Annotated in this window: 14 protein-coding genes and 1 tRNA gene; 7 read left to right on the plus strand and 8 right to left on the minus strand. The window is 63.6% G+C overall.

Annotated elements, in window-relative coordinates:
- Nucleotides 1–187 precede the first annotated feature (187 nt).
- Nucleotides 188–499 carry a DUF1272 domain-containing protein gene (locus IVB12_RS08665; protein WP_247297701.1) on the minus strand — a complete coding sequence of 104 codons (312 nt, stop codon included), beginning with the start codon at nucleotides 497–499 and terminating at the stop codon, nucleotides 188–190.
- A 74-nt stretch (nucleotides 500–573) separates the two neighbouring features.
- On the minus strand, nucleotides 574–1,053 hold the full coding sequence (locus IVB12_RS08670; protein ID WP_247297703.1) for an Lrp/AsnC family transcriptional regulator: 480 nt from the start codon (nucleotides 1,051–1,053) through the stop codon (nucleotides 574–576).
- Between the two features lie 120 nt (nucleotides 1,054–1,173).
- Here IVB12_RS08670 and hppD point away from each other — a divergent pair, with 120 nt between their 5' ends.
- On the plus strand, nucleotides 1,174–2,292 hold the full coding sequence (hppD, locus tag IVB12_RS08675) for a 4-hydroxyphenylpyruvate dioxygenase (protein WP_247297705.1): 1,119 nt from the start codon (nucleotides 1,174–1,176) through the stop codon (nucleotides 2,290–2,292).
- A 117-nt stretch (nucleotides 2,293–2,409) separates the two neighbouring features.
- Here hppD and IVB12_RS08680 read toward each other — a convergent pair whose 3' ends face one another.
- From IVB12_RS08680 to IVB12_RS08695, 4 genes are all read right to left on the minus strand, one after another.
- A complete protein-coding gene (locus tag IVB12_RS08680) occupies nucleotides 2,410–3,522 on the minus strand; it encodes a CaiB/BaiF CoA-transferase family protein (protein ID WP_247297707.1) in 1,113 nt (370 codons plus the stop codon).
- 204 nt (nucleotides 3,523–3,726) lie between these two features.
- Nucleotides 3,727–4,527, minus strand: a complete 801-nt coding sequence (locus IVB12_RS08685; RefSeq protein ID WP_247297709.1) for a xanthine dehydrogenase family protein subunit M — start codon at nucleotides 4,525–4,527, stop codon at nucleotides 3,727–3,729.
- Between the two features lie 15 nt (nucleotides 4,528–4,542).
- Nucleotides 4,543–6,885 carry a xanthine dehydrogenase family protein molybdopterin-binding subunit gene (locus tag IVB12_RS08690; protein ID WP_247297719.1) on the minus strand — a complete coding sequence of 781 codons (2,343 nt, stop codon included), beginning with the start codon at nucleotides 6,883–6,885 and terminating at the stop codon, nucleotides 4,543–4,545.
- A gap of 79 nt (nucleotides 6,886–6,964) precedes the next feature.
- Complete coding sequence (locus IVB12_RS08695; protein WP_247297721.1) at nucleotides 6,965–7,450, minus strand: (2Fe-2S)-binding protein; 486 nt, start codon at nucleotides 7,448–7,450, stop codon at nucleotides 6,965–6,967.
- A gap of 340 nt (nucleotides 7,451–7,790) precedes the next feature.
- Here IVB12_RS08695 and IVB12_RS08700 point away from each other — a divergent pair, with 340 nt between their 5' ends.
- On the plus strand, nucleotides 7,791–9,830 hold the full coding sequence (locus tag IVB12_RS08700) for a HAMP domain-containing methyl-accepting chemotaxis protein (RefSeq protein WP_247297723.1): 2,040 nt from the start codon (nucleotides 7,791–7,793) through the stop codon (nucleotides 9,828–9,830).
- 233 nt (nucleotides 9,831–10,063) lie between these two features.
- Nucleotides 10,064–12,097, plus strand: coding sequence for a HAMP domain-containing methyl-accepting chemotaxis protein (locus IVB12_RS08705; protein ID WP_247297725.1), 2,034 nt, complete (start codon nucleotides 10,064–10,066; stop codon nucleotides 12,095–12,097).
- 33 nt (nucleotides 12,098–12,130) lie between these two features.
- On the opposite strand, the gene IVB12_RS08710 is transcribed toward IVB12_RS08705, so the two are convergent.
- Nucleotides 12,131–12,505: a DUF3175 domain-containing protein gene (locus tag IVB12_RS08710; RefSeq protein ID WP_247297727.1), complete on the minus strand. Its 375-nt coding sequence runs from the start codon at nucleotides 12,503–12,505 to the stop codon at nucleotides 12,131–12,133.
- Between the two features lie 180 nt (nucleotides 12,506–12,685).
- On the opposite strand from IVB12_RS08710, the gene IVB12_RS08715 reads away from it, so the two are divergent.
- The 3 genes from IVB12_RS08715 (at nucleotide 12,686) to IVB12_RS08725 (ending at nucleotide 16,698) form a co-directional block, all read left to right on the plus strand.
- On the plus strand, nucleotides 12,686–14,170 hold the full coding sequence (locus tag IVB12_RS08715; RefSeq protein WP_247297997.1) for an MFS transporter: 1,485 nt from the start codon (nucleotides 12,686–12,688) through the stop codon (nucleotides 14,168–14,170).
- A gap of 3 nt (nucleotides 14,171–14,173) precedes the next feature.
- The gene (otsB, locus tag IVB12_RS08720) at nucleotides 14,174–14,995 is read left to right on the plus strand and encodes a trehalose-phosphatase (RefSeq protein WP_247297735.1); all 822 of its coding nucleotides are present in this window, start codon (nucleotides 14,174–14,176) and stop codon (nucleotides 14,993–14,995) included.
- Between the two features lie 239 nt (nucleotides 14,996–15,234).
- A complete protein-coding gene (locus IVB12_RS08725) occupies nucleotides 15,235–16,698 on the plus strand; it encodes a trehalose-6-phosphate synthase (RefSeq protein ID WP_247297737.1) in 1,464 nt (487 codons plus the stop codon).
- Nucleotides 16,699–16,830: 132 nt separating this feature from the next.
- On the opposite strand, the gene IVB12_RS08730 is transcribed toward IVB12_RS08725, so the two are convergent.
- Nucleotides 16,831–17,172 carry a hypothetical protein gene (locus tag IVB12_RS08730; protein WP_247297739.1) on the minus strand — a complete coding sequence of 114 codons (342 nt, stop codon included), beginning with the start codon at nucleotides 17,170–17,172 and terminating at the stop codon, nucleotides 16,831–16,833.
- A gap of 194 nt (nucleotides 17,173–17,366) precedes the next feature.
- Here IVB12_RS08730 and IVB12_RS08735 point away from each other — a divergent pair.
- Nucleotides 17,367–17,456, plus strand: a tRNA-Ser gene (locus IVB12_RS08735).
- Nucleotides 17,457–17,478: the final 22 nt, after the last annotated feature.

The following is a 17,478-nucleotide window of genomic DNA, read 5'->3' on the forward strand; positions in this document are numbered from 1 at the left end:
TCATGACGTCGCGCGCAGCGTCCGTCAAGGATGGCCGTCGCTCGCTCGAACCTCACGTGGTCTGTTGCCAGGCCACGCCTTGACGGACGCGAGCAAGGCGTCATCATGGCAGGCGCAGACGATCCGGGCGGAGCAAAAAACTGCCGTCACTTAATGGTTGCTACGGGATCAACGGTGTTGAGAGAACCTACCGCTTCTCCGGCGGCACCTCGCGTATCCTCGCGCAATGCGCAGCGACATCCTCCAGGCTGTACTTCAGATGCACCCGCTTCTCGGAGGGCGCCTGCCTGGTCGTGCAGACGCCCGGCCGCCATTCTTGCGTGGGGCGGATCGGGCGCGGGGCAAAGCCGCCGCCGCAGTTCGGGCAGACATTGAAGAGCCTGGTCTCGACGCATTGTGCGCAGAAGGTGCATTCATAGGAGCAGATCCGCGCGTCGATTGCATTCGGCGGCAGGTCGCGGTCGCAATATTCGCAGTTCGGTCGAAGCTGGAGGGCCATGGTCGAATCTCCGCGGATTGGCCTCAATCATTGCAGATCCCATGCCTAGCGCGAATGTCGGATTTCCCTCGATTTCAGCCCGGCTTGATCTCCTTGAGCGGCAGCCGCGTGCTCTCCTTCAGCCTGTCGAGCACGATCGAGGAGCGTACATGCGCCACGCTCTGATGCGGCATTAGGACGTCGTTGACGAGGTTGGAGAGACCCTTGAGGTCACGCAGCACGGCTTTCAGCACATAGTCGGCATCGCCGGTGAGCGAATAGGCCTCCTGGATTTCGTCGATTCGATTGACCAGCGCGCGAAAGCGCTTGGCATTGTCCGGCGAGTGCGTCGCCAGCGTCACCTGGATGAAGGCGACCACGCCGAAGCCGAGCGTCTCGCTGGAGAGATCAGCGTGGTAGCCCGCGATCACCTTCTCCTCTTCAAGCCGCATCCGACGCCGCGAGCATTGCGAGGCAGAGAGGCCAGCGAAGTCGGCGAGCTCCTGGTTGGTGAGGCGGCCATCGTCCTGGAGTGCGTCGAGAATCCTGAGGTCGAAGGCATCAACTGAGATCATGCGTATTTCGCCCATTCTGTGCATGGATCGTGTGTAAGATAGCGATTTAGCGGCGCATTTGCACGCTCATTGCGCGCTGCATGAAGGATAGTTCTGCCAGCAGCAATTTGGGAGAACACCATGGGTCCGTTTCCGCACGATGCGCCGCCGGCCAGGATCAGCGCCGACAATCCGATGGGAACCGACGGGTTCGAGTTCGTCGAATATGCGCATCCCAACCCGGAAGAGTTGCATGCGCTGTTCAAACTGATGGGCTATACGGCCGTGGCGCGCCACAAGGCGAAGAAGATCACGGTCTATCGCCAAGGCGACATCAATTATCTCGTCAACGAAGAGCCCGGCACGCATGGCTACGACTTCGTCGCCGCGCACGGCCCCTGTGCGCCGTCGATGGCGTTCCGTGTTGTCGATGCGAAAGCGGCCTATGATCGCGCGATCGCGCTCGGTGCCGAGCCGGCCGACGTATTGTCGTCGCAAAAGACGCTCGACGTCCCCGCCATCAAGGGTATTGGCGGCAGCCTGCTGTATCTGGTCGATCGCTATGGGGACAACGGCTCGGCCTATGATGCCGAGTTCGAATGGTTAGGGGCGCGCGATCCGCGGCCGTTCGGCGCGGGCCTGTTCTATCTCGACCATCTCACCCACAACGTCCATCGCGGCCGCATGGATGTTTGGGCCGGCTTCTACGAAAAGCTGTTCAACTTCCGCCAGATCCGCTTCTTCGACATCGAGGGCCGCGCCTCGGGCCTGTTCTCGCGCGCATTGACCAGCCCGGATGGCAAGATCCGGATTCCGATCAACGAGGATGCCGGCGATTCCGGCCAGATCGAGGAATATCTGAAGACCTATCGCGGCGAAGGTATCCAGCACATCGCCTGCGGCTGCCGCGACATCTATCAAACCATCGAAGGCCTGCGCCAGGCCGGCCTGCCCTTCATGCCGTCTCCGCCCGATACCTATTTCGAGAAGATTGACGCGCGCCTGCCCAAACACGGCGAGGACGTCGCACGTCTCAAGACCAACGGCATTTTGATCGACGGCGAGGGTGTGGTCGATGGCGGTCAGACCAAGGTGCTGCTGCAAATCTTCTCGGCCAACGCGATCGGGCCGATCTTTTTCGAGTTCATCCAGCGCAAGGGCGACGATGGATTCGGCGAGGGCAATTTCAAGGCTCTGTTCGAATCGATCGAGGAGGATCAGATCCGGCGCGGGGTGTTGAAGGTGGACAGCGCGGCATAGCTCGGTGCCGCAGGGTGGGCAAGCGTAAGCGTGCCCACCAGTTCTGTTGCAATCTCCGAGAGATGCTCGGCACGGCGCTATGCGCCTTTTCTCACCCAACGGATTCGTGCGCTGAGGCTACTTCGCTGCCTTCCACGCCTTCGTGACCGCACCGATCTCCGCCGCTTCCGGCTCGCGGACCGTGGACGGTGTGCGCGAGAAGCGCGGCGCGGGCGCGGGCTGCTTCACGCCGTGGCGCTCGATGAAGACGTTGCGGGCGACCATGTGCGGATGCCGTGTCGCCTCCGACATGGTCAGCACCGGCGCGAAGCAGATGTCGGTGCCTTCCATGATCTTGCACCACTCTTCGCGCGTCTTGCTCTTGAACACCGCCTTCAGCTTCTCCTTCAGCGCCGGCCAGGCGTTCCGATCCATCTGCGCGTCGAAATCGGCGTCGGTCAGGCCCGCGTGCTGGCGCAGCAGCGCGTAGAATTGCGGCTCGATCGAGCCGATCGAGACGAAATGGCCGCAGGCGCATTCGTAGACGCCGTAGAAATGCGCGCCGCCATCGAGGAAGTTCTGGTCGCGCTCCTCGGTCCAGCGTCCCATCGTGGTCATGTCGAAGAAGAACGACATCAGCGACGCCGCGCCGTCGCACATCGCGGCATCGACCACCTGGCCCTTGCCTGATCGCTGCGCCTCCAGCAGTGCCGCCAGCACGCCGACGACGAGATAAAGCGCGCCGCCGCCGAAATCGCCGACCAGGTTGAGCGGCGGCACCGGTGCCTCTTTGGTGCCGATCGCGGCGAGCGCTCCGGTGATGGAGATGTAATTGATGTCGTGGCCGGCGGCGTTGGCAAGCGGGCCTTCCTGGCCCCAGCCGGTCATGCGGCCATAGACCAGCTTGGGATTGTGCGCGAGCACCACGTCCGGCCCGAGCCCGAGCCGCTCCATCACGCCGGGACGGAAGCCTTCGACCAGCGCATCGGCGCTGGCCAGCAGGTCGAGCACTTGCGCGATCGCCGCCTTGTCCTTGAGGTCGAGCTCGATCACCTTGCGGCCGCGGCCCGCCACCGACTTCATGCTCTTGCTCGCGCCGACGCGATCGAGCGTGACGACGTCGGCGCCCATGTCGGCCAGCATCATGCAGGCGAACGGGCCGGGTCCGATGCCGGCGAATTCGACGATGCGAAAGCCCGACAGCGGGCCGGAGGTGCGGACGGAGGAGTTTTGGGCTGGTTTGTCGAGCACGTTGTTGTTTCCTCGGGTCGCAGCGCGCGTGCGCGATGAGCGCATTCGCCTGGACGTTTCCTTATCGAGTTAATTGGTCAATTAACTTTTCCCGCCTTACGCCGAACGAGGCAAGCGCTTTTCATGCATGGGCGCATAATAAAAGCGGCGCGCACCGAAGTGCGCGCCGCGGAAAATTTGCGTCGAGGCGCTGAAGCGCGAACATCACCCAGCCGCGGCCACCGCGCGCTGCGCCATTACCTTGACGAGGTTGGCCCGGTACTCGGCGGTGCCGTGGATGTCAGCCAGCAATCCGCTTGCAGAAATACTGACGCTGTCGAGCGCCGATGGCGACCAGTTCGCCTTCAGCGCGGCTTCGATTGCGGGCACGCGCATCACGCCAGACTGCGAGGCGCCGGTGGCGGCCACCCGAACCTCGCCGGACTTGGTCTGCGCGACGAACACACCGGTCAGTGCGAAGCGCGAGGCCGGGTGCCGCATTTTTTCGTAACCCGCTTTTGCCGGAACCGGGAACGACACCGCGGTGATGATCTCGCCGTCTTCGAGCGCCGTGGTGAACAGGCCCTGGAAGAAATCCTCCGCCGCAATCGATCGCTTATTGGTCTTTACGGTCGCGCCGAGCGCCAGCAGCGCGGCCGGAAAGTCTGCGGCAGGATCGTTGTTGGCAATCGAGCCGCCGATCGTGCCGCGATAGCGCACGGCAGGGTCGCCGAGCACCGAGGTGAGATAGGCAATCGCGGGGATCGCCTTCTTCACATCGGCATTCTGCATGATGTCGTAATAGGTCGTGGCGGCCTTGATTGTCAGCGTATCGCCTGACAGCTCGATGCCCTGCAACTCCTTGATCCTGCCGAGGTCGATCACGTCTGAGGGACTGGCAAGCCGCTGTTTCATGACCGGCAGCAATGTCTGTCCGCCGGCGAGAAATTTCGCATCGCTGCTCTTGCCGAACAGGCTCACGGCTTCTTCGACCGAGGAAGCCCGATGATAAGTGGTCTGGTACATCTTTGTTCCTCCCTCTTAAGCCGCGTGGATCGTGCGCCACACCCTGTCCGGGGTTGCGGGCATTTCCAGATTGTTCTTGCCGATCGCATCCGTGATCGCGTTGATCACGGCCGCAGAAGCGCCGATCGCGCCGGCCTCGCCGCAACCCTTGATGCCCAGGGGATTGCCCGGGCATAGCGTCGTGGTGTGGGAGAGATTGAACGAGGGCAGATCGTCGGCGCGCGGCATGGAGTAATCCATGAACGAGGCCGTGACCGGCTGGCCGTTGGCATCGTAGATCGCGTGCTCGAGCAGCGCCTGCCCGATGCCTTGGGCGAGGCCACCATGAACCTGTCCCTCGACGATCATCGGGTTGATCAGCCGGCCGAAATCGTCCGCCGCGACGAAGTTGACGAAGGACGTCTTGCCGGTGCCGGGATCGACCTCGAGCTCGCAGATATAGGCGCCGGCCGGGAAGGTGAAGTTAGTCGGGTCGTAGAAGGCGCTTTCCTTCAGGCCGGGCTCCATTCCTTCAGGCAGATTGTGCGCGGTGTAGGCCGCGAGCGCGACCATCGGGAAGGCGATCGCCTTGTCGGTGCCGGTGACCTTGAACTCGCCGTTCTCGATGACGATGTCGGCCTCAGAAGCCTCCAGCGCATGCGCGGCAATCTTCTTGGCTTTGGATTCCATCTTCTCCATCGCCTTCAGGATCGCAGTGAGACCTACGGCAGCCGAGCGCGAGCCATAGGTGCCCATGCCGAACTGCACCTTGTCGGTGTCGCCATGGACGATCGAGACCTGGCTGATGGGAACGCCCAAGCGATCGGCGACGAGCTGGCAGAAGGTGGTCTCGTGACCCTGGCCGTGGCTGTGCGAGCCGGTCAGGATCTCGATGGTGCCGACTGGGTTGACGCGCACCTCAGCCGATTCCCACAGGCCGACGCCGGCACCCAGGCTGCCGACGGCCTTTGACGGCGCGATGCCGCAGGCCTCGATGTAGCAGGATACGCCGATGCCGCGCAGCTTGCCTTGTGCCTTTGCTTGTGCCTTGCGGGCAGGGAAGCCGGCATAGTCGATCGCCTTCATCGCCGCATCGAGCGAAGCATTAAAGTCGCCGGTGTCATAGGCCATGATGACAGGCGTCTGGTGCGGAAACTGAGTGATGAAATTGGTCCGGCGCAGTGCGGCCGGATCGACGTTCAGCTGGCGCGCCGCCGTTTCCATCAGCCGCTCGAGCAGATAGCTGGCCTCGGGGCGGCCGGCGCCGCGATAGGCGTCGACCGGCGTGGTGTTGGTGTAGACCCCGATCACCTCGGCATGGATCGCCGGGATGTTGTACTGGCCGGACAGCAGCGTTGCGTAGAGATAGGTCGGCACCGACGACGAGAACAGCGACATGTAGGCGCCGAAATTGGCGTAGGTCTTCACTTTCAACCCGGTGATCTTGTTGTTGGCGTCGAAGGCCATCTCGGCATGGGTCACGTGGTCACGGCCATGCGCGTCGGTGAGGAAGGCCTCGGTGCGGTCGCCGGTCCATTTCACGGGACGGCCGACCTTCTTGGAGGCCCACAGCGCCACCATCTCTTCGGGATAGATGAAGATCTTCGAGCCAAAGCCGCCGCCGACGTCGGGCGCGATCACGCGCAACTTGTGCTCGGGGGCGATGTTGTAGAACGCCGACAGCACGAGGCGGGCGACGTGCGGGTTCTGCGACGTCGTGTAGAGCGTGAAATGCTCCTCCGCCGCGTCGTAATCGGCGATCGCCGCGCGCGGCTCCATGGCGTTGGGCGCGAGGCGGTTGTTGGTGACGTCGAGCTTGACCACATTGGCGGCCTTCGAGAAGGCTGCATCCACCGCACTCTCGTCGCCGATCACCCAGTCGTAGACCTGGTTGCCGGGGGCTTCGGGGTGAAGCTGCGGTGCTCCGGGCTTGATGGCGGCGTGCATGTCGGCGACCGCCGGAAGCTCCTCATAATCCACCACCACGGCCTCCGCCGCGTCGCGCGCCAGATTCTTGCTCTCGGCGATCACGACAGCGACGGCCTGTCCAACGAAGCGCACCGTCTCCGGCGCCATCGCCGGCCATGCACCCATCTTCATCGGGCTGCCGTCCTTGGAGGTGATGGCCCAGCCGCAGATCAGGTTGCCGACCTTGTCGTCGACGAGCTGCTGTCCCGTGAGCACCGCGACAACGCCCGGCATCTTCAGCGCGGCGGAAGAGTCGATCCCCTTCACCTTGGCGTGCGCGTGCGGACTTCTGATGAAATACGCATGGGTCATGCCCTGCAATTTGATATCATCGACGTAGCGGCCCTTGCCCGTAATGAAACGCTTGTCTTCCTTGCGCAGCACGCGTGCGCCGATGCCTTCAACACCCATGTCTGGTCCTCCCGACCGGAATTTGTTGACCCGCGCTTTCCATCGAAAGCGCCAGTGATTTTCTTGTTCGCTGCGGCCTTTACTCGGCCGCCTCCGCAACCTTCATGCGACCGGCCGCATCCAGCACGGCCTTGACGATGTTGTGGTAGCCAGTGCAGCGGCAGATATTGCCCTCGAGCTCCTGACGCACGGTGGCCTCGTCGAGCTGGCCCCCGTGGCGCTGCACGATGTCGATCGCCGACATGATCATGCCTGGCGTGCAATAGCCGCATTGCAGGCCGTGATTGTCGCGGAAAGCGGCCTGCATCGGATGCAGTTCGTCGCCCTTTGCGATGCCTTCGATCGTGGTGACGCTCGCGCCGTCTGCCTGTCCCGCCAGCATGGTGCAGGATTTCACCGCACGGCCATCCATGTGGACGACGCAGGCGCCGCACTGGCTGGTGTCGCAGCCGACATGGGTGCCGGTGAGGTTGAGGTGGTCGCGCAGCAGCTGGACCAGCAGCGTGCGGTCCTCGACGTCAACGGCAACGGCGTTGCCGTTGACCGTCAGTTTGACAGTAGACACGGTGAAGTCCTCCCGGGATTGATTTTGATTGTTTCCAATTAGAGACCGGCGACCCGGAACTTTGCAACTGGGATTTTGGTCGCCGGCGTCATGGAAAAGTCATTGATCCAGAAGGGCGTGCAATGATTTGCCAGCGAGCCGCTGGACTCGGACGGCGCGGCCCTCTGACCATGGGATGCCAGCTGTCGTCTTTTTGTAGCCGGTCAGCTTTGGCCCGATGACCTCGGAATCGGGAGATGCACTGAGTTTACCGCCCCTTATCGATTGTGCCTTAGTTTTGCGCGTCCAGGTCTGGGGCGGGGCGCCTCCGGGTCGCGGCTGAATGAAAATGGGGGTGGGAATGTCCGGGCGTATCGGGTCGCCGTCGAAGCGAACACTAATTCCGGCTCTCAGGTTCCGTACCAAGATCATCCTGGGCTTTGCCGCAGTGCTGGTGATCTCCGCCGGCAGCATGGCCTTCTCATATTTCGGCTTTGAGCGGGTTTCCTCCGGGGTCGGATCCTACCGCACCAGCGTTTCCGAAGCCGACCTTGCCCGCAACATCGACCGCGAGCTGCTCGCCTATCGTTCGGCTGCCCGCTACTTTGTCGTTACCGGCAAGGAGGACGACGCCAAGGCGGCGCTGGAGGCAGAAGCCAGCCTCAAGAGCGCGATCGACCTGGCCATCAAGAGCGCCAAGAAGCCGGCGCGGCAAGAGGGCCTCAACAAGCTCGCCAAGGAGTTTTCCAACTTCTCCGCGACGTTTGCCAAGATCCTGCAGGCCAAGCTTGACAGCGTGCTGCTGGTCCAGAACCAGCTCCAGCGCAACGCCAATCTCCTGAAATACAAGCTCGATGACATCGGCAACAACGCCTCCGACGCGGAGGCGCAGGCGATCGAGTTCGGCACCAAGCAGGTCAATGCCCAGTTCCAGACCGCAAGCTCCGCCGCGAGCAATTTCATCCTCAATTCCGACCAGGCGGTCGCGGCAAGCGCGCTGGCGCGGCTGAAATTCGTCGAGAACTCACTCGGTGCAATCTATTCCATGGACGACAAGATCGTCGCCGGGCTGAAGGACGCCAAGGCGCTGCTGGGGGCTTATCGGGAAGCGCTGGAGAAGCTGATCGCCAACGCCAAGCTGGTCGATGAGCTCGTGACCGAAATGAGCGGCTCGGCCGGCGCCATCCTTCAGGGCGCCACCGCCATGAAGGCGGACCTCATCGCCGAACAGCAGCGGCTGGAGGCGGAGTCGGAGGCGACCATCGGGCAGACCGAGCAACTGGTGCTGATGCTCGCCGTCGGCGGCACGCTGCTGGGTGCGGTCCTCGCCTTCCTGCTCGGTACCGGCATCTCGCGTCCGATGATCGCGATGTGCAAGGCGATGCGGGAGCTGGCCTCGGGCAATTTCGACGTGGTGCTGCCGGGTCTTGGTCGCAAGGACGAGATCGGCGAGATGGCCGGGGCGGTCGAGGAGTTCAAGGTTCAGGCGGTGGCCAAGGCCGAGCGCGATGCCGCCGCCAGCGAAGCCCAGAACCGGGAGCAGGCTGCAAGCCGGCGCGCCGAGCTGATCCGCTTCGCCGACGATTTCGAAAACGCGGTCGGCGCCATCGTCTCCAACGTCTCGGCCTCCGCCGTGCAACTGGAATCGGCAGCCTCCACGCTGACCCGCACCGCCGAGACCACGCAGAGCCTGTCGAGCCAGGTCGCCGGCGTCTCCGAGCAGGCGTCCTCCAACATGCAATCGGTCGCGACCGCGACCGAAGAGCTCTCGGCCTCGGTCGAGGAGATCGGCCGCCAGGTCCGCGATTCCAGCCGCATCGCCGAGGCCGCCGTGGTGCAGGCCAAGGAGACCGACGGCCGCATCGGCAAGCTGTCGCATGCCGCCCAGCAGATCGGCGAGGTCGTCAAGCTGATCACGGCGATTGCCGAGCAGACCAATCTTCTGGCGCTCAACGCCACCATCGAGGCGGCGCGCGCCGGGGAGGCCGGCCGCGGCTTTGCCGTGGTTGCGAGCGAAGTGAAGTCGCTGGCGAGCCAGACGGCGAAGGCGACCGATGAAATCTCCTCGCATATCACCGGCATGCAGGGCGCCACGGCCGAATCGGTTGCCGCGATCAAGGAGATCGGCGCGACCATCGGCCAGATCTCGTCGATCTCGACCTCGATCGCGAGCGCCGTCGAGCAGCAGGGTGCGGCGACGCAGGAGATCGCCCGCAGCGTCCAGACCGTCGCGCAGGGTACCCAGACCGCAGCCACCGATATCGGCGAGGTCAACCGCGGCGCCGCTGAAACCGGCTCGGCCTCGGAAGAGGTGCTGAACTCGGCCAAGACGCTGTCGAGCGAAAGCACCCGCCTGCGCGCCGAGCTCGACCGCTTCATGGCCAATATCCGCGCGGCGTAAGTTCGCTGCGCGTCAAGCCATTCTGCGGCCGAAGCCCACGCTGTCGCCTCACATTCGGCCCGTCGTCCCGATCGGCGCTCGGCTCATAACTATCCCCCGCGTCAGCTAACCGCCAGTTGCGGTGCCACAAATTTACCACAGCTTATCCTTTGCCCCGTAACGTGCCCAAGGGTCAGGAAGCGGGCTGCTTCCGGGCTGCGCCTGGTTTTCCGCGAATGGAATGGGGTGGGGGAATGTCGGTCAAGTCGAAGTCGAAACCATCGAAGCTGCCAACGCTGCGTTTTCGCGCAAAAATCATCCTCGGCTTCGTGGCGGTGCTAGCCATCCTCGCCGTCAGCATGGCTTTCGCCTATTTCGGCTTCGAGCGGATCGCAGGCGCCGTGGCCGCGTATCGGACCAGCGTATCGGAAGCCGATCTGGCGCGGACGGTCGATCGTGAACTGATCGTCTATCAGGGGCTGGCGCGGGCCTACACCCTGACCGGCGCCGCCGACGACGAGACCGCGGCCAAGGCCGCCGAAGAGAATCTGAGGGGCGCGATCGGCAAGTCGTTGTCCGCCACGACCGGCGCTGCGCGCCGCGAGCAGGTCGGCAAGCTCGAGGCCGAGTTCCAGCGCTTCACGAAGTTGTTCGGTGAGATCATCACCCTGACACGCGAAAACAACAAGATCGCGGCCGATGAGCTCAACGGCGTCGGCAACAAGATCCGCTTCAAGTTCGACGATCTCGGCGACACGGCGGCGCTGGCGGGTCTTGCATCCGTCCAGACCACAGCGAAGGACATCACCTCGCAATATCTGGCGGTCTCCACCTCGGTCAGTGCCTTCGTTGCCAAGCCGGAGCCGAAGACCGCCGATGGCGTGATCGCCCGCATCAAGTTCTTGGAGACCTTGCTGGTCTCGATCTACGCGAACGACCAGAAGATCACCGACCGCGTCACCGAGATCGGCAATCTCCTGAAGCAGTATCGCACCTCCTTCGTAAAGCTGACCGAAAACGTCAAGGTCATCGTCAAGCTGAATGGCGAGATGACCAAGACGGCCGCGTCCATCGTGAAACTCTCGGGCGAGCTGCGCTCCGATCTGACTGCCGACCAGCAGCGCATCGAGGCGAGCGCCAATGCGACGATCGGGGACACCGAGCGGCTGATGCTGATGATGGCGCTCGGTGGCCTTGCCATCGGTGCCGCGCTGGCCTTCCTGCTCGGCAACGGCATCTCGCGTCCGATGATCGCGATGTGCAAGGCGATGCGGGAGCTGGCCTCGGGCAATTTCGACGTGGTGCTGCCGGGTCTTGGTCGCAAGGACGAGATCGGCGAGATGGCCGGGGCGGTCGAGGAGTTCAAGGTTCAGGCGGTGGCCAAGGCCGAGCGCGATGCCGCCGCCAGCGAAGCCCAGAACCGGGAGCAGGCTGCAAGCCGGCGCGCCGAGCTGATCCGCTTCGCCGACGATTTCGAAAACGCGGTCGGCGCCATCGTCTCCAACGTCTCGGCCTCCGCCGTGCAACTGGAATCGGCAGCCTCCACGCTGACCCGCACCGCCGAGACCACGCAGAGCCTGTCGAGCCAGGTCGCCGGCGTCTCCGAGCAGGCCTCCTCCAACATGCAATCGGTCGCGACCGCGACCGAAGAGCTCTCGGCCTCGGTCGAGGAGATCGGCCGCCAGGTCCGCGATTCCAGCCGCATCGCCGAGGCCGCCGTGGTGCAGGCCAAGGAGACCGACGGCCGCATCGGCAAGCTGTCGCATGCCGCCCAGCAGATCGGCGAGGTCGTCAAGCTGATCACGGCGATTGCCGAGCAGACCAATCTTCTGGCGCTCAACGCCACCATCGAGGCGGCGCGCGCCGGGGAGGCCGGCCGCGGCTTTGCCGTGGTTGCGAGCGAAGTGAAGTCGCTGGCGAGCCAGACGGCGAAGGCGACCGATGAAATCTCCTCGCATATCACCGGCATGCAGGGCGCCACGGCCGAATCGGTTGCCGCGATCAAGGAGATCGGCGCGACCATCGGCCAGATCTCGTCGATCTCGACCTCGATCGCGAGCGCCGTCGAGCAGCAGGGTGCGGCGACGCAGGAGATCGCCCGCAGCGTCCAGACCGTCGCGCAGGGTACCCAGACCGCAGCCACCGATATCGGCGAGGTCAACCGCGGCGCCGCTGAAACCGGCTCGGCCTCGGAAGAGGTGCTGAACTCGGCCAAGACGCTGTCGAGCGAAAGCACCCGCCTGCGCGCCGAGCTCGACCGCTTCATGGCCAATATCCGCGCGGCGTGACGCTCGGACCGCGCCACTGCGGAGCTCTGAAACTCACTCCTTCCCGAAAGCTCGCTTCAGCTCCACCTTTGCGCGCTCCAGTCGCGTGCGCTGCGTCTTCGGCAGCGTCTTGCCGGCGCGGTTGATATAGAACGTCAGCATCGACAGCGCAGAGCGATAGGCGCCGGTCTTGCGACGCGAGCTGTGCTCGGCCGAGCGCTTTAGGGAGCCCGCGATTTTCCTGGGGTCCTTGAGCTTGAACACACCGTGCTTGAGATCGAGCGCGTTGCTCTCCTTCGTCACACGTTGCGACCATCGCTTCGGTGCTGCGCGGCGGCTTGACCTCTTGCGTGTCGTGCTGGCCTTGCGGCGCGCGGTGCTGCGCGCGCCTGTCTTCCGCGAATGTGTCGTCTTTCTGACCTGAGCCATGCGTCAACTCCTTGCAGCTCCATCGGAAACGGATGTTCTTGGAGGCTGTTCCCAAGGGAACCCGACCTCATGGCAGACGTTGTCGCAGGCAGGCGGAATGCCGCACCCCCAATGATCGGATCGACCCCGTCCACGTCATGTGAACCGGGGCCGCTTCCATTGATCAGACGCAACAACGCGATGGAATTGCAGGAAAGCCCAGCGCTGAATTATGGACCTGCGATCTCGGCGGTGGCGACGGATCGCATCGTCGAGACCAGCATCCCCTCGCGGCTCGACGCGCTGCCGTGGAGCGGCTTTCACACGCGCGTCGTTCTCGCGCTCGGCATCACCTGGATCCTCGACGGACTCGAGGTGACTCTGGCCGGCGCGCTCTCGGGCGCACTGAAGCAGAGTCCCTCGCTGCATTTCTCAAATCTCGATCTCGGCATCGCTAATTCCGCCTATCTCGCCGGCGCGGTGCTGGGTGCGCTCGGCTTCGGCTGGCTCACCGATCGCATCGGCCGCAAGAAATTGTTCTTCATCACGCTTGCGCTCTACCTCTCGGCGACGGCTGCGACGGCTCTGTCATGGGATGTGGCGAGCTACGCGGTGTTCCGTTTCCTCACCGGTGCCGGTATCGGCGGCGAATATACCGCGATCAACTCAACCATCCAGGAGCTGGTGCCGGCGCGGTATCGCGGCTGGACCGATCTCGTGATCAACGGCAGCTTCTGGATCGGCGCTGCGATGGGCGCGGTGGCAGCCATCGTGCTGCTCGATCCTGCGGTGATGGGGCCCGACATGGGCTGGCGGCTCGCTTATCTGATCGGCGCGACGCTCGGCCTCGTCGTGCTATTGATGCGGATGTGGATTCCGGAGAGTCCGCGCTGGCTGATGATCCATGGCCGGCCCGATGAGGCTCATGCGATCGCCGATGAGATCGAGCGCTCGGTCATTGGACACGGCCAGGATACGAGCGACGGTCGCTTTACGAAGATCCGCCTGAGGATGCGCGATCACACGCCGATCGCCGAGGTCGTCCACACGCTGTTCTCGGTTTATCGCCAGCGCGCGCTGGTCGGCCTCGTGCTGATGAGCGCGCAGGCATTTTTCTACAACGCCATCTTCTTCACCTTCGCGCTGGTGCTGACCGATTTCTACGGCATCAGCGCCGATCACGTTGGCTGGTACCTGCTACCCTTCGCCGCCGGCAACTTCCTCGGCCCGCTGCTGCTCGGCCGGCTGTTCGATACGCTCGGCCGCCGCACCATGATCATGTTCACCTATGGCATGTCAGGCCTGCTGCTGGCGCTGTCAGGCTATCTGTTCTCGATCGGCGCGCTCAGCGCGCAGGGGCAGACCGTCGCCTGGATGGTGATCTTCTTCTTCGCCTCGCCCGCCGCGAGCGCGGCCTATCTCACCGTCAGCGAGAACTTTCCGTTGGAGGTTCGCGCGCTGGCGATCGCGGTATTCTATGCCGTCGGCACGGGCATCGGCGGCGTGATCGGGCCGGCGCTGTTCGGCGTTCTGATCGACACGGGATCGCGCACCAGCGTATTCGCCGGCTATTTGCTGGGGGCAGCCCTGATGATCGCGGCTGCGATCGTGGCGTGGCGCTATGCCGTCTCGGCGGAGCGCAAATCGCTCGAACAAATCGCGCGGCCGCTTGCCTTTATGGAGTAGACTATGAAATCGGAACTGGCGGAAATGGCATTGGACGAGAAGCTCACCATCCCTGGTGACGACGAGACGCCCGAAACGGTGCCGGTGCCGCACGCGCTCGTGCCGCATCTGAACGAGACCGCGATCCTGCTCGATATCGACGGCACGCTGCTCGACCTGATGCCGACGCCGCGCGAGGTGTGGGTGCCGCCGGGCCTTTCGGACACACTCAACCGTTTGGTCGAATGTACGTCAGGCGCGCTGGCGCTGGTCAGCGGCCGCTCACTCAACGATATCGATCTGATTTTCGCGCCCGACGTGTTTTGCGCCGTCGCCGGTCATGGCGCCGAGATGCGGCTGTCTGCGGACAATGAAGCTGATGCCGTGCATGCGCCGCCGCTGGACAAGGAGCTGAAGCGGCGGCTGGCTGCGATTGCCAAGCTCAGCCCGGGCATTCTGCTCGAGGACAAGGGCTACTCGCTGGCGCTGCATTACCGCCTGGCGCCGCATGCGGAGAAGGCGATCTACGAATCCGTGTCGCTGATCCGCGCGGACCTGCCCAGTGCGCCGATCGAGGTGCTGCCTGGCAAGTTCGTCTGCGAGATCAAGCATTCAGGCTTCACCAAGGCGAGCGGCGTGCGCGAGTTGATGAAGCACGAGCCCTTCAGGGGGCGTCGTCCACTGTTCATCGGTGACGACGTCACGGATGAGACCGTGTTCGCGATCATGCCTGATATGAACGGGCTCGCCTTCTCGGTCGGCCGCCGCGCCATGGGTGTGAATGGTCACTTCGATGCGCCGAGCGATGTGCGCGCGTTCCTTGCGCACCTGCTCGATCCGAGGTGAAACAAAGGCAGCGCCACTTCGCAAACACAATGTCCGACACGCTGTCGTGGCGTATCGCAATGCATCCTGCGCAATTCCGGGCGCACGAACTCTCTTTGCGGTGAAATCCTTGGTTCCGCGAGCGAAACCAGTTCCAACGCGCACGCCTGATTTTGGTTTCAATTCGTTGAAACGATGATCAGGAACCATATTGATGAACGGCAGTTAAACGGGTGGAATGAAACAGGAGGGGACGACCTGTGAACTTAGTCGTCGTTTCAAATCGCGTCGCGCGCGGCAAACCCAATGAACCCATGACGGGGGGCCTCGCGGCGGCCTTGCTGCCGGTCGTGGAACATTCGGGAGCTATTTGGGTGGGTTCTTCAGGCCGCGTGCGCGATGGCCATCAGAAGGAACCGTTCGCGGAGATCGAAGCGCTGGGGTCGGGCGCGATTGCGACGTTGGATCTGCCGGCGGCGCATTACGGCGGCTATTACGAAGGCTTTGCCAATTCGGCGTTGTGGCCGGCACTGCATTCGCGCAGCGATCTGATCCGCGTCTCGCGCGAGGATTATGTCAGCTATCGCGAGGTCAACGCTTTCATGGCGCGCGCCTTGATGCGCTTCCGAAAAGCAAAAACTGCGTTCTGGGTGCAGGATTATCACTTCCTTGCGCTCGGTGCGGAATTGCGCGATCTCGGCGTCGATGATCCGATCGGTTTCTTCCTTCATACGCCGTGGCCGGTCGCCGCGGTGATGCAGGGCGTGCCCAATCATCGCGAGCTGATCACCGCGATGCTGGCCTACGATCTGCTCGGCTTCCAGACCAATGAGGATTGCCAGAACTTCCTCGGTTATGTCGGCGGTGAGCTCGGCCTCGCCGTCGAGGACGGCGTTGCGATCTCTCAGCATGGCCGCACCCGCTGTGAAGTGTTTCCGATCGGCATCGATGCGGAAAAGTTCGCAGCTTATGCCGCGAAATCGGTCTCGCATCCTGACGTGTCGCGGCTGCGGCGCAGCCTCAACGGCGAGCGCCTCGCGATCGGCGTCGACCGCCTCGATTATTCGAAAGGCCTCGTGAACCGCATCAGCGCGTTCGACCGGCTCTGGACCGAGCAGCCGCAGCTTGCGCGCAGCATCTCGCTGCTCCAGATCGCGAATCCCTCGCGGGGTGGCATCGAGGCCTATGGCAACCTCCAGAACGAGGTCGCTCGCCTCGTCACCGACGTCAACGGTCGCCACGGCGAAGTGGACTGGACGCCGATCCGCTACCTCAACAAGGGCTTCAGCCAGGCCGTGCTCGCAGGCCTCTACCGCACCGCGCAGATCGGCGTGGTAACGCCGCTGCATGACGGCATGAACCTCGTCGCCAAGGAATATGTGGCCGCGCAAAACCCGGCCGATCCGGGCGTGCTGGTGCTGTCGAAGTTCGCGGGCGCGGCCAACGAGCTTGACAGCGCCTTGCTGGTCAATCCGCACGACATCGACGGCATGGCGCGCGCGATCGCGGTCGCGGCCTCAATGGCGCTCACCGAGCGCAAGATGCGCTGGGACGCGATGATGAAGAAGCTGCGCGGCCACACCATCCAGCAATGGTCCGCTGATTTCGTCGCTGAGCTCGAGAAGTGCCGGACGGAGAAGGCCGCCGTCGCGCCGCTTGCCGCGCAACCGCCGCAGGCGCTACGTTGGCTGAAGTCGGCGATCTCAGGCGTGCGGTTGATCTAAGGTCTCGCGTCAGGCCGGGCTTGTCCCGGCCATCCACGCCTCACGCCTCGCCTTAGGAACGTGAATGCCCGGGACAAGCCCGGGCATGACGGTGCACTGCGAGGGCGGCCCGCCGCGTCAATTAGCAACGCGTCAATAACAATACGACACGCCATCCAGAATCGCGCACTGCCGCTTGTTCGGCGCGTTCGGATCATCCATCGGCGCCATACCCTTACCCTGGCCGACGAACACGCCTGGCCCGACATGCACCGAACTTTTGTTGCCGATGATCACGCTCGGATGCGGCGCGGCGCTCGAGCGCGTGCCGTCCGGCCAGATGATGGCATCGCCCGACAGCATTCCGCGCCGCCCGTCGTCGCAGCTCACATGGACGCCCTGCCGCGTGCAGACCTGCGCCAGGGCCGGCGTGGCGAGGGCGGTACCCAAGGCCGAAATCAGACTCAGCGCGGTGATGGTCCTGCAGATGGTCATGGCGTCCCTGGCATGTCTGGCGTCCTCACGTGAATCGTCGCCCCAAACCCACCGCTGGTTCAGTCGACCGGCGCGTCAGGACATTGGCCGGCGCGAGATATTCTCTCGTAAATCCAATATGTTGCGGAAAATTCATCCGATTTTAGCGCGATCCCTTGCAAAATCCTCGGCGCCCCTTCAAGAGAGGGCGCTCCGGAGAGATGGCCGAGTGGCTTAAGGCGCACGCTTGGAAAGCGTGTGTGCGGGAAACCGTACCGTGGGTTCGAATCCCACTCTCTCCGCCAGTCAAGGAAAATATGTTATTGA

The organism is Bradyrhizobium sp. 179 (assembly GCF_023073535.1).
Classification (GTDB): Bacteria; Pseudomonadota; Alphaproteobacteria; order Rhizobiales; family Xanthobacteraceae; genus Bradyrhizobium.

Excerpts from the sequence above, each read along its gene's own strand:
- IVB12_RS08665 (WP_247297701.1), bottom strand. The coding sequence starts at position 499 with ATGGCCCTCCAGCTTCGACCGAACTGCGAATATTGCGACCGCGACCTG.
- IVB12_RS08670 (WP_247297703.1), bottom strand. The coding sequence starts at position 1,053 with ATGATCTCAGTTGATGCCTTCGACCTCAGGATTCTCGACGCACTCCAG.
- hppD (WP_247297705.1), top strand. The coding sequence starts at position 1,174 with ATGGGTCCGTTTCCGCACGATGCGCCGCCGGCCAGGATCAGCGCCGAC.
- IVB12_RS08685 (WP_247297709.1), bottom strand. The coding sequence starts at position 4,527 with ATGTACCAGACCACTTATCATCGGGCTTCCTCGGTCGAAGAAGCCGTG.
- IVB12_RS08690 (WP_247297719.1), bottom strand. The coding sequence starts at position 6,885 with ATGGGTGTTGAAGGCATCGGCGCACGCGTGCTGCGCAAGGAAGACAAG.
- IVB12_RS08700 (WP_247297723.1), top strand. The coding sequence starts at position 7,791 with ATGTCCGGGCGTATCGGGTCGCCGTCGAAGCGAACACTAATTCCGGCT.
- IVB12_RS08705 (WP_247297725.1), top strand. The coding sequence starts at position 10,064 with ATGTCGGTCAAGTCGAAGTCGAAACCATCGAAGCTGCCAACGCTGCGT.
- IVB12_RS08710 (WP_247297727.1), bottom strand. The coding sequence starts at position 12,505 with ATGGCTCAGGTCAGAAAGACGACACATTCGCGGAAGACAGGCGCGCGC.
- IVB12_RS08715 (WP_247297997.1), top strand. The coding sequence starts at position 12,686 with ATGGAATTGCAGGAAAGCCCAGCGCTGAATTATGGACCTGCGATCTCG.
- otsB (WP_247297735.1), top strand. The coding sequence starts at position 14,174 with ATGAAATCGGAACTGGCGGAAATGGCATTGGACGAGAAGCTCACCATC.
- IVB12_RS08730 (WP_247297739.1), bottom strand. The coding sequence starts at position 17,172 with ATGACCATCTGCAGGACCATCACCGCGCTGAGTCTGATTTCGGCCTTG.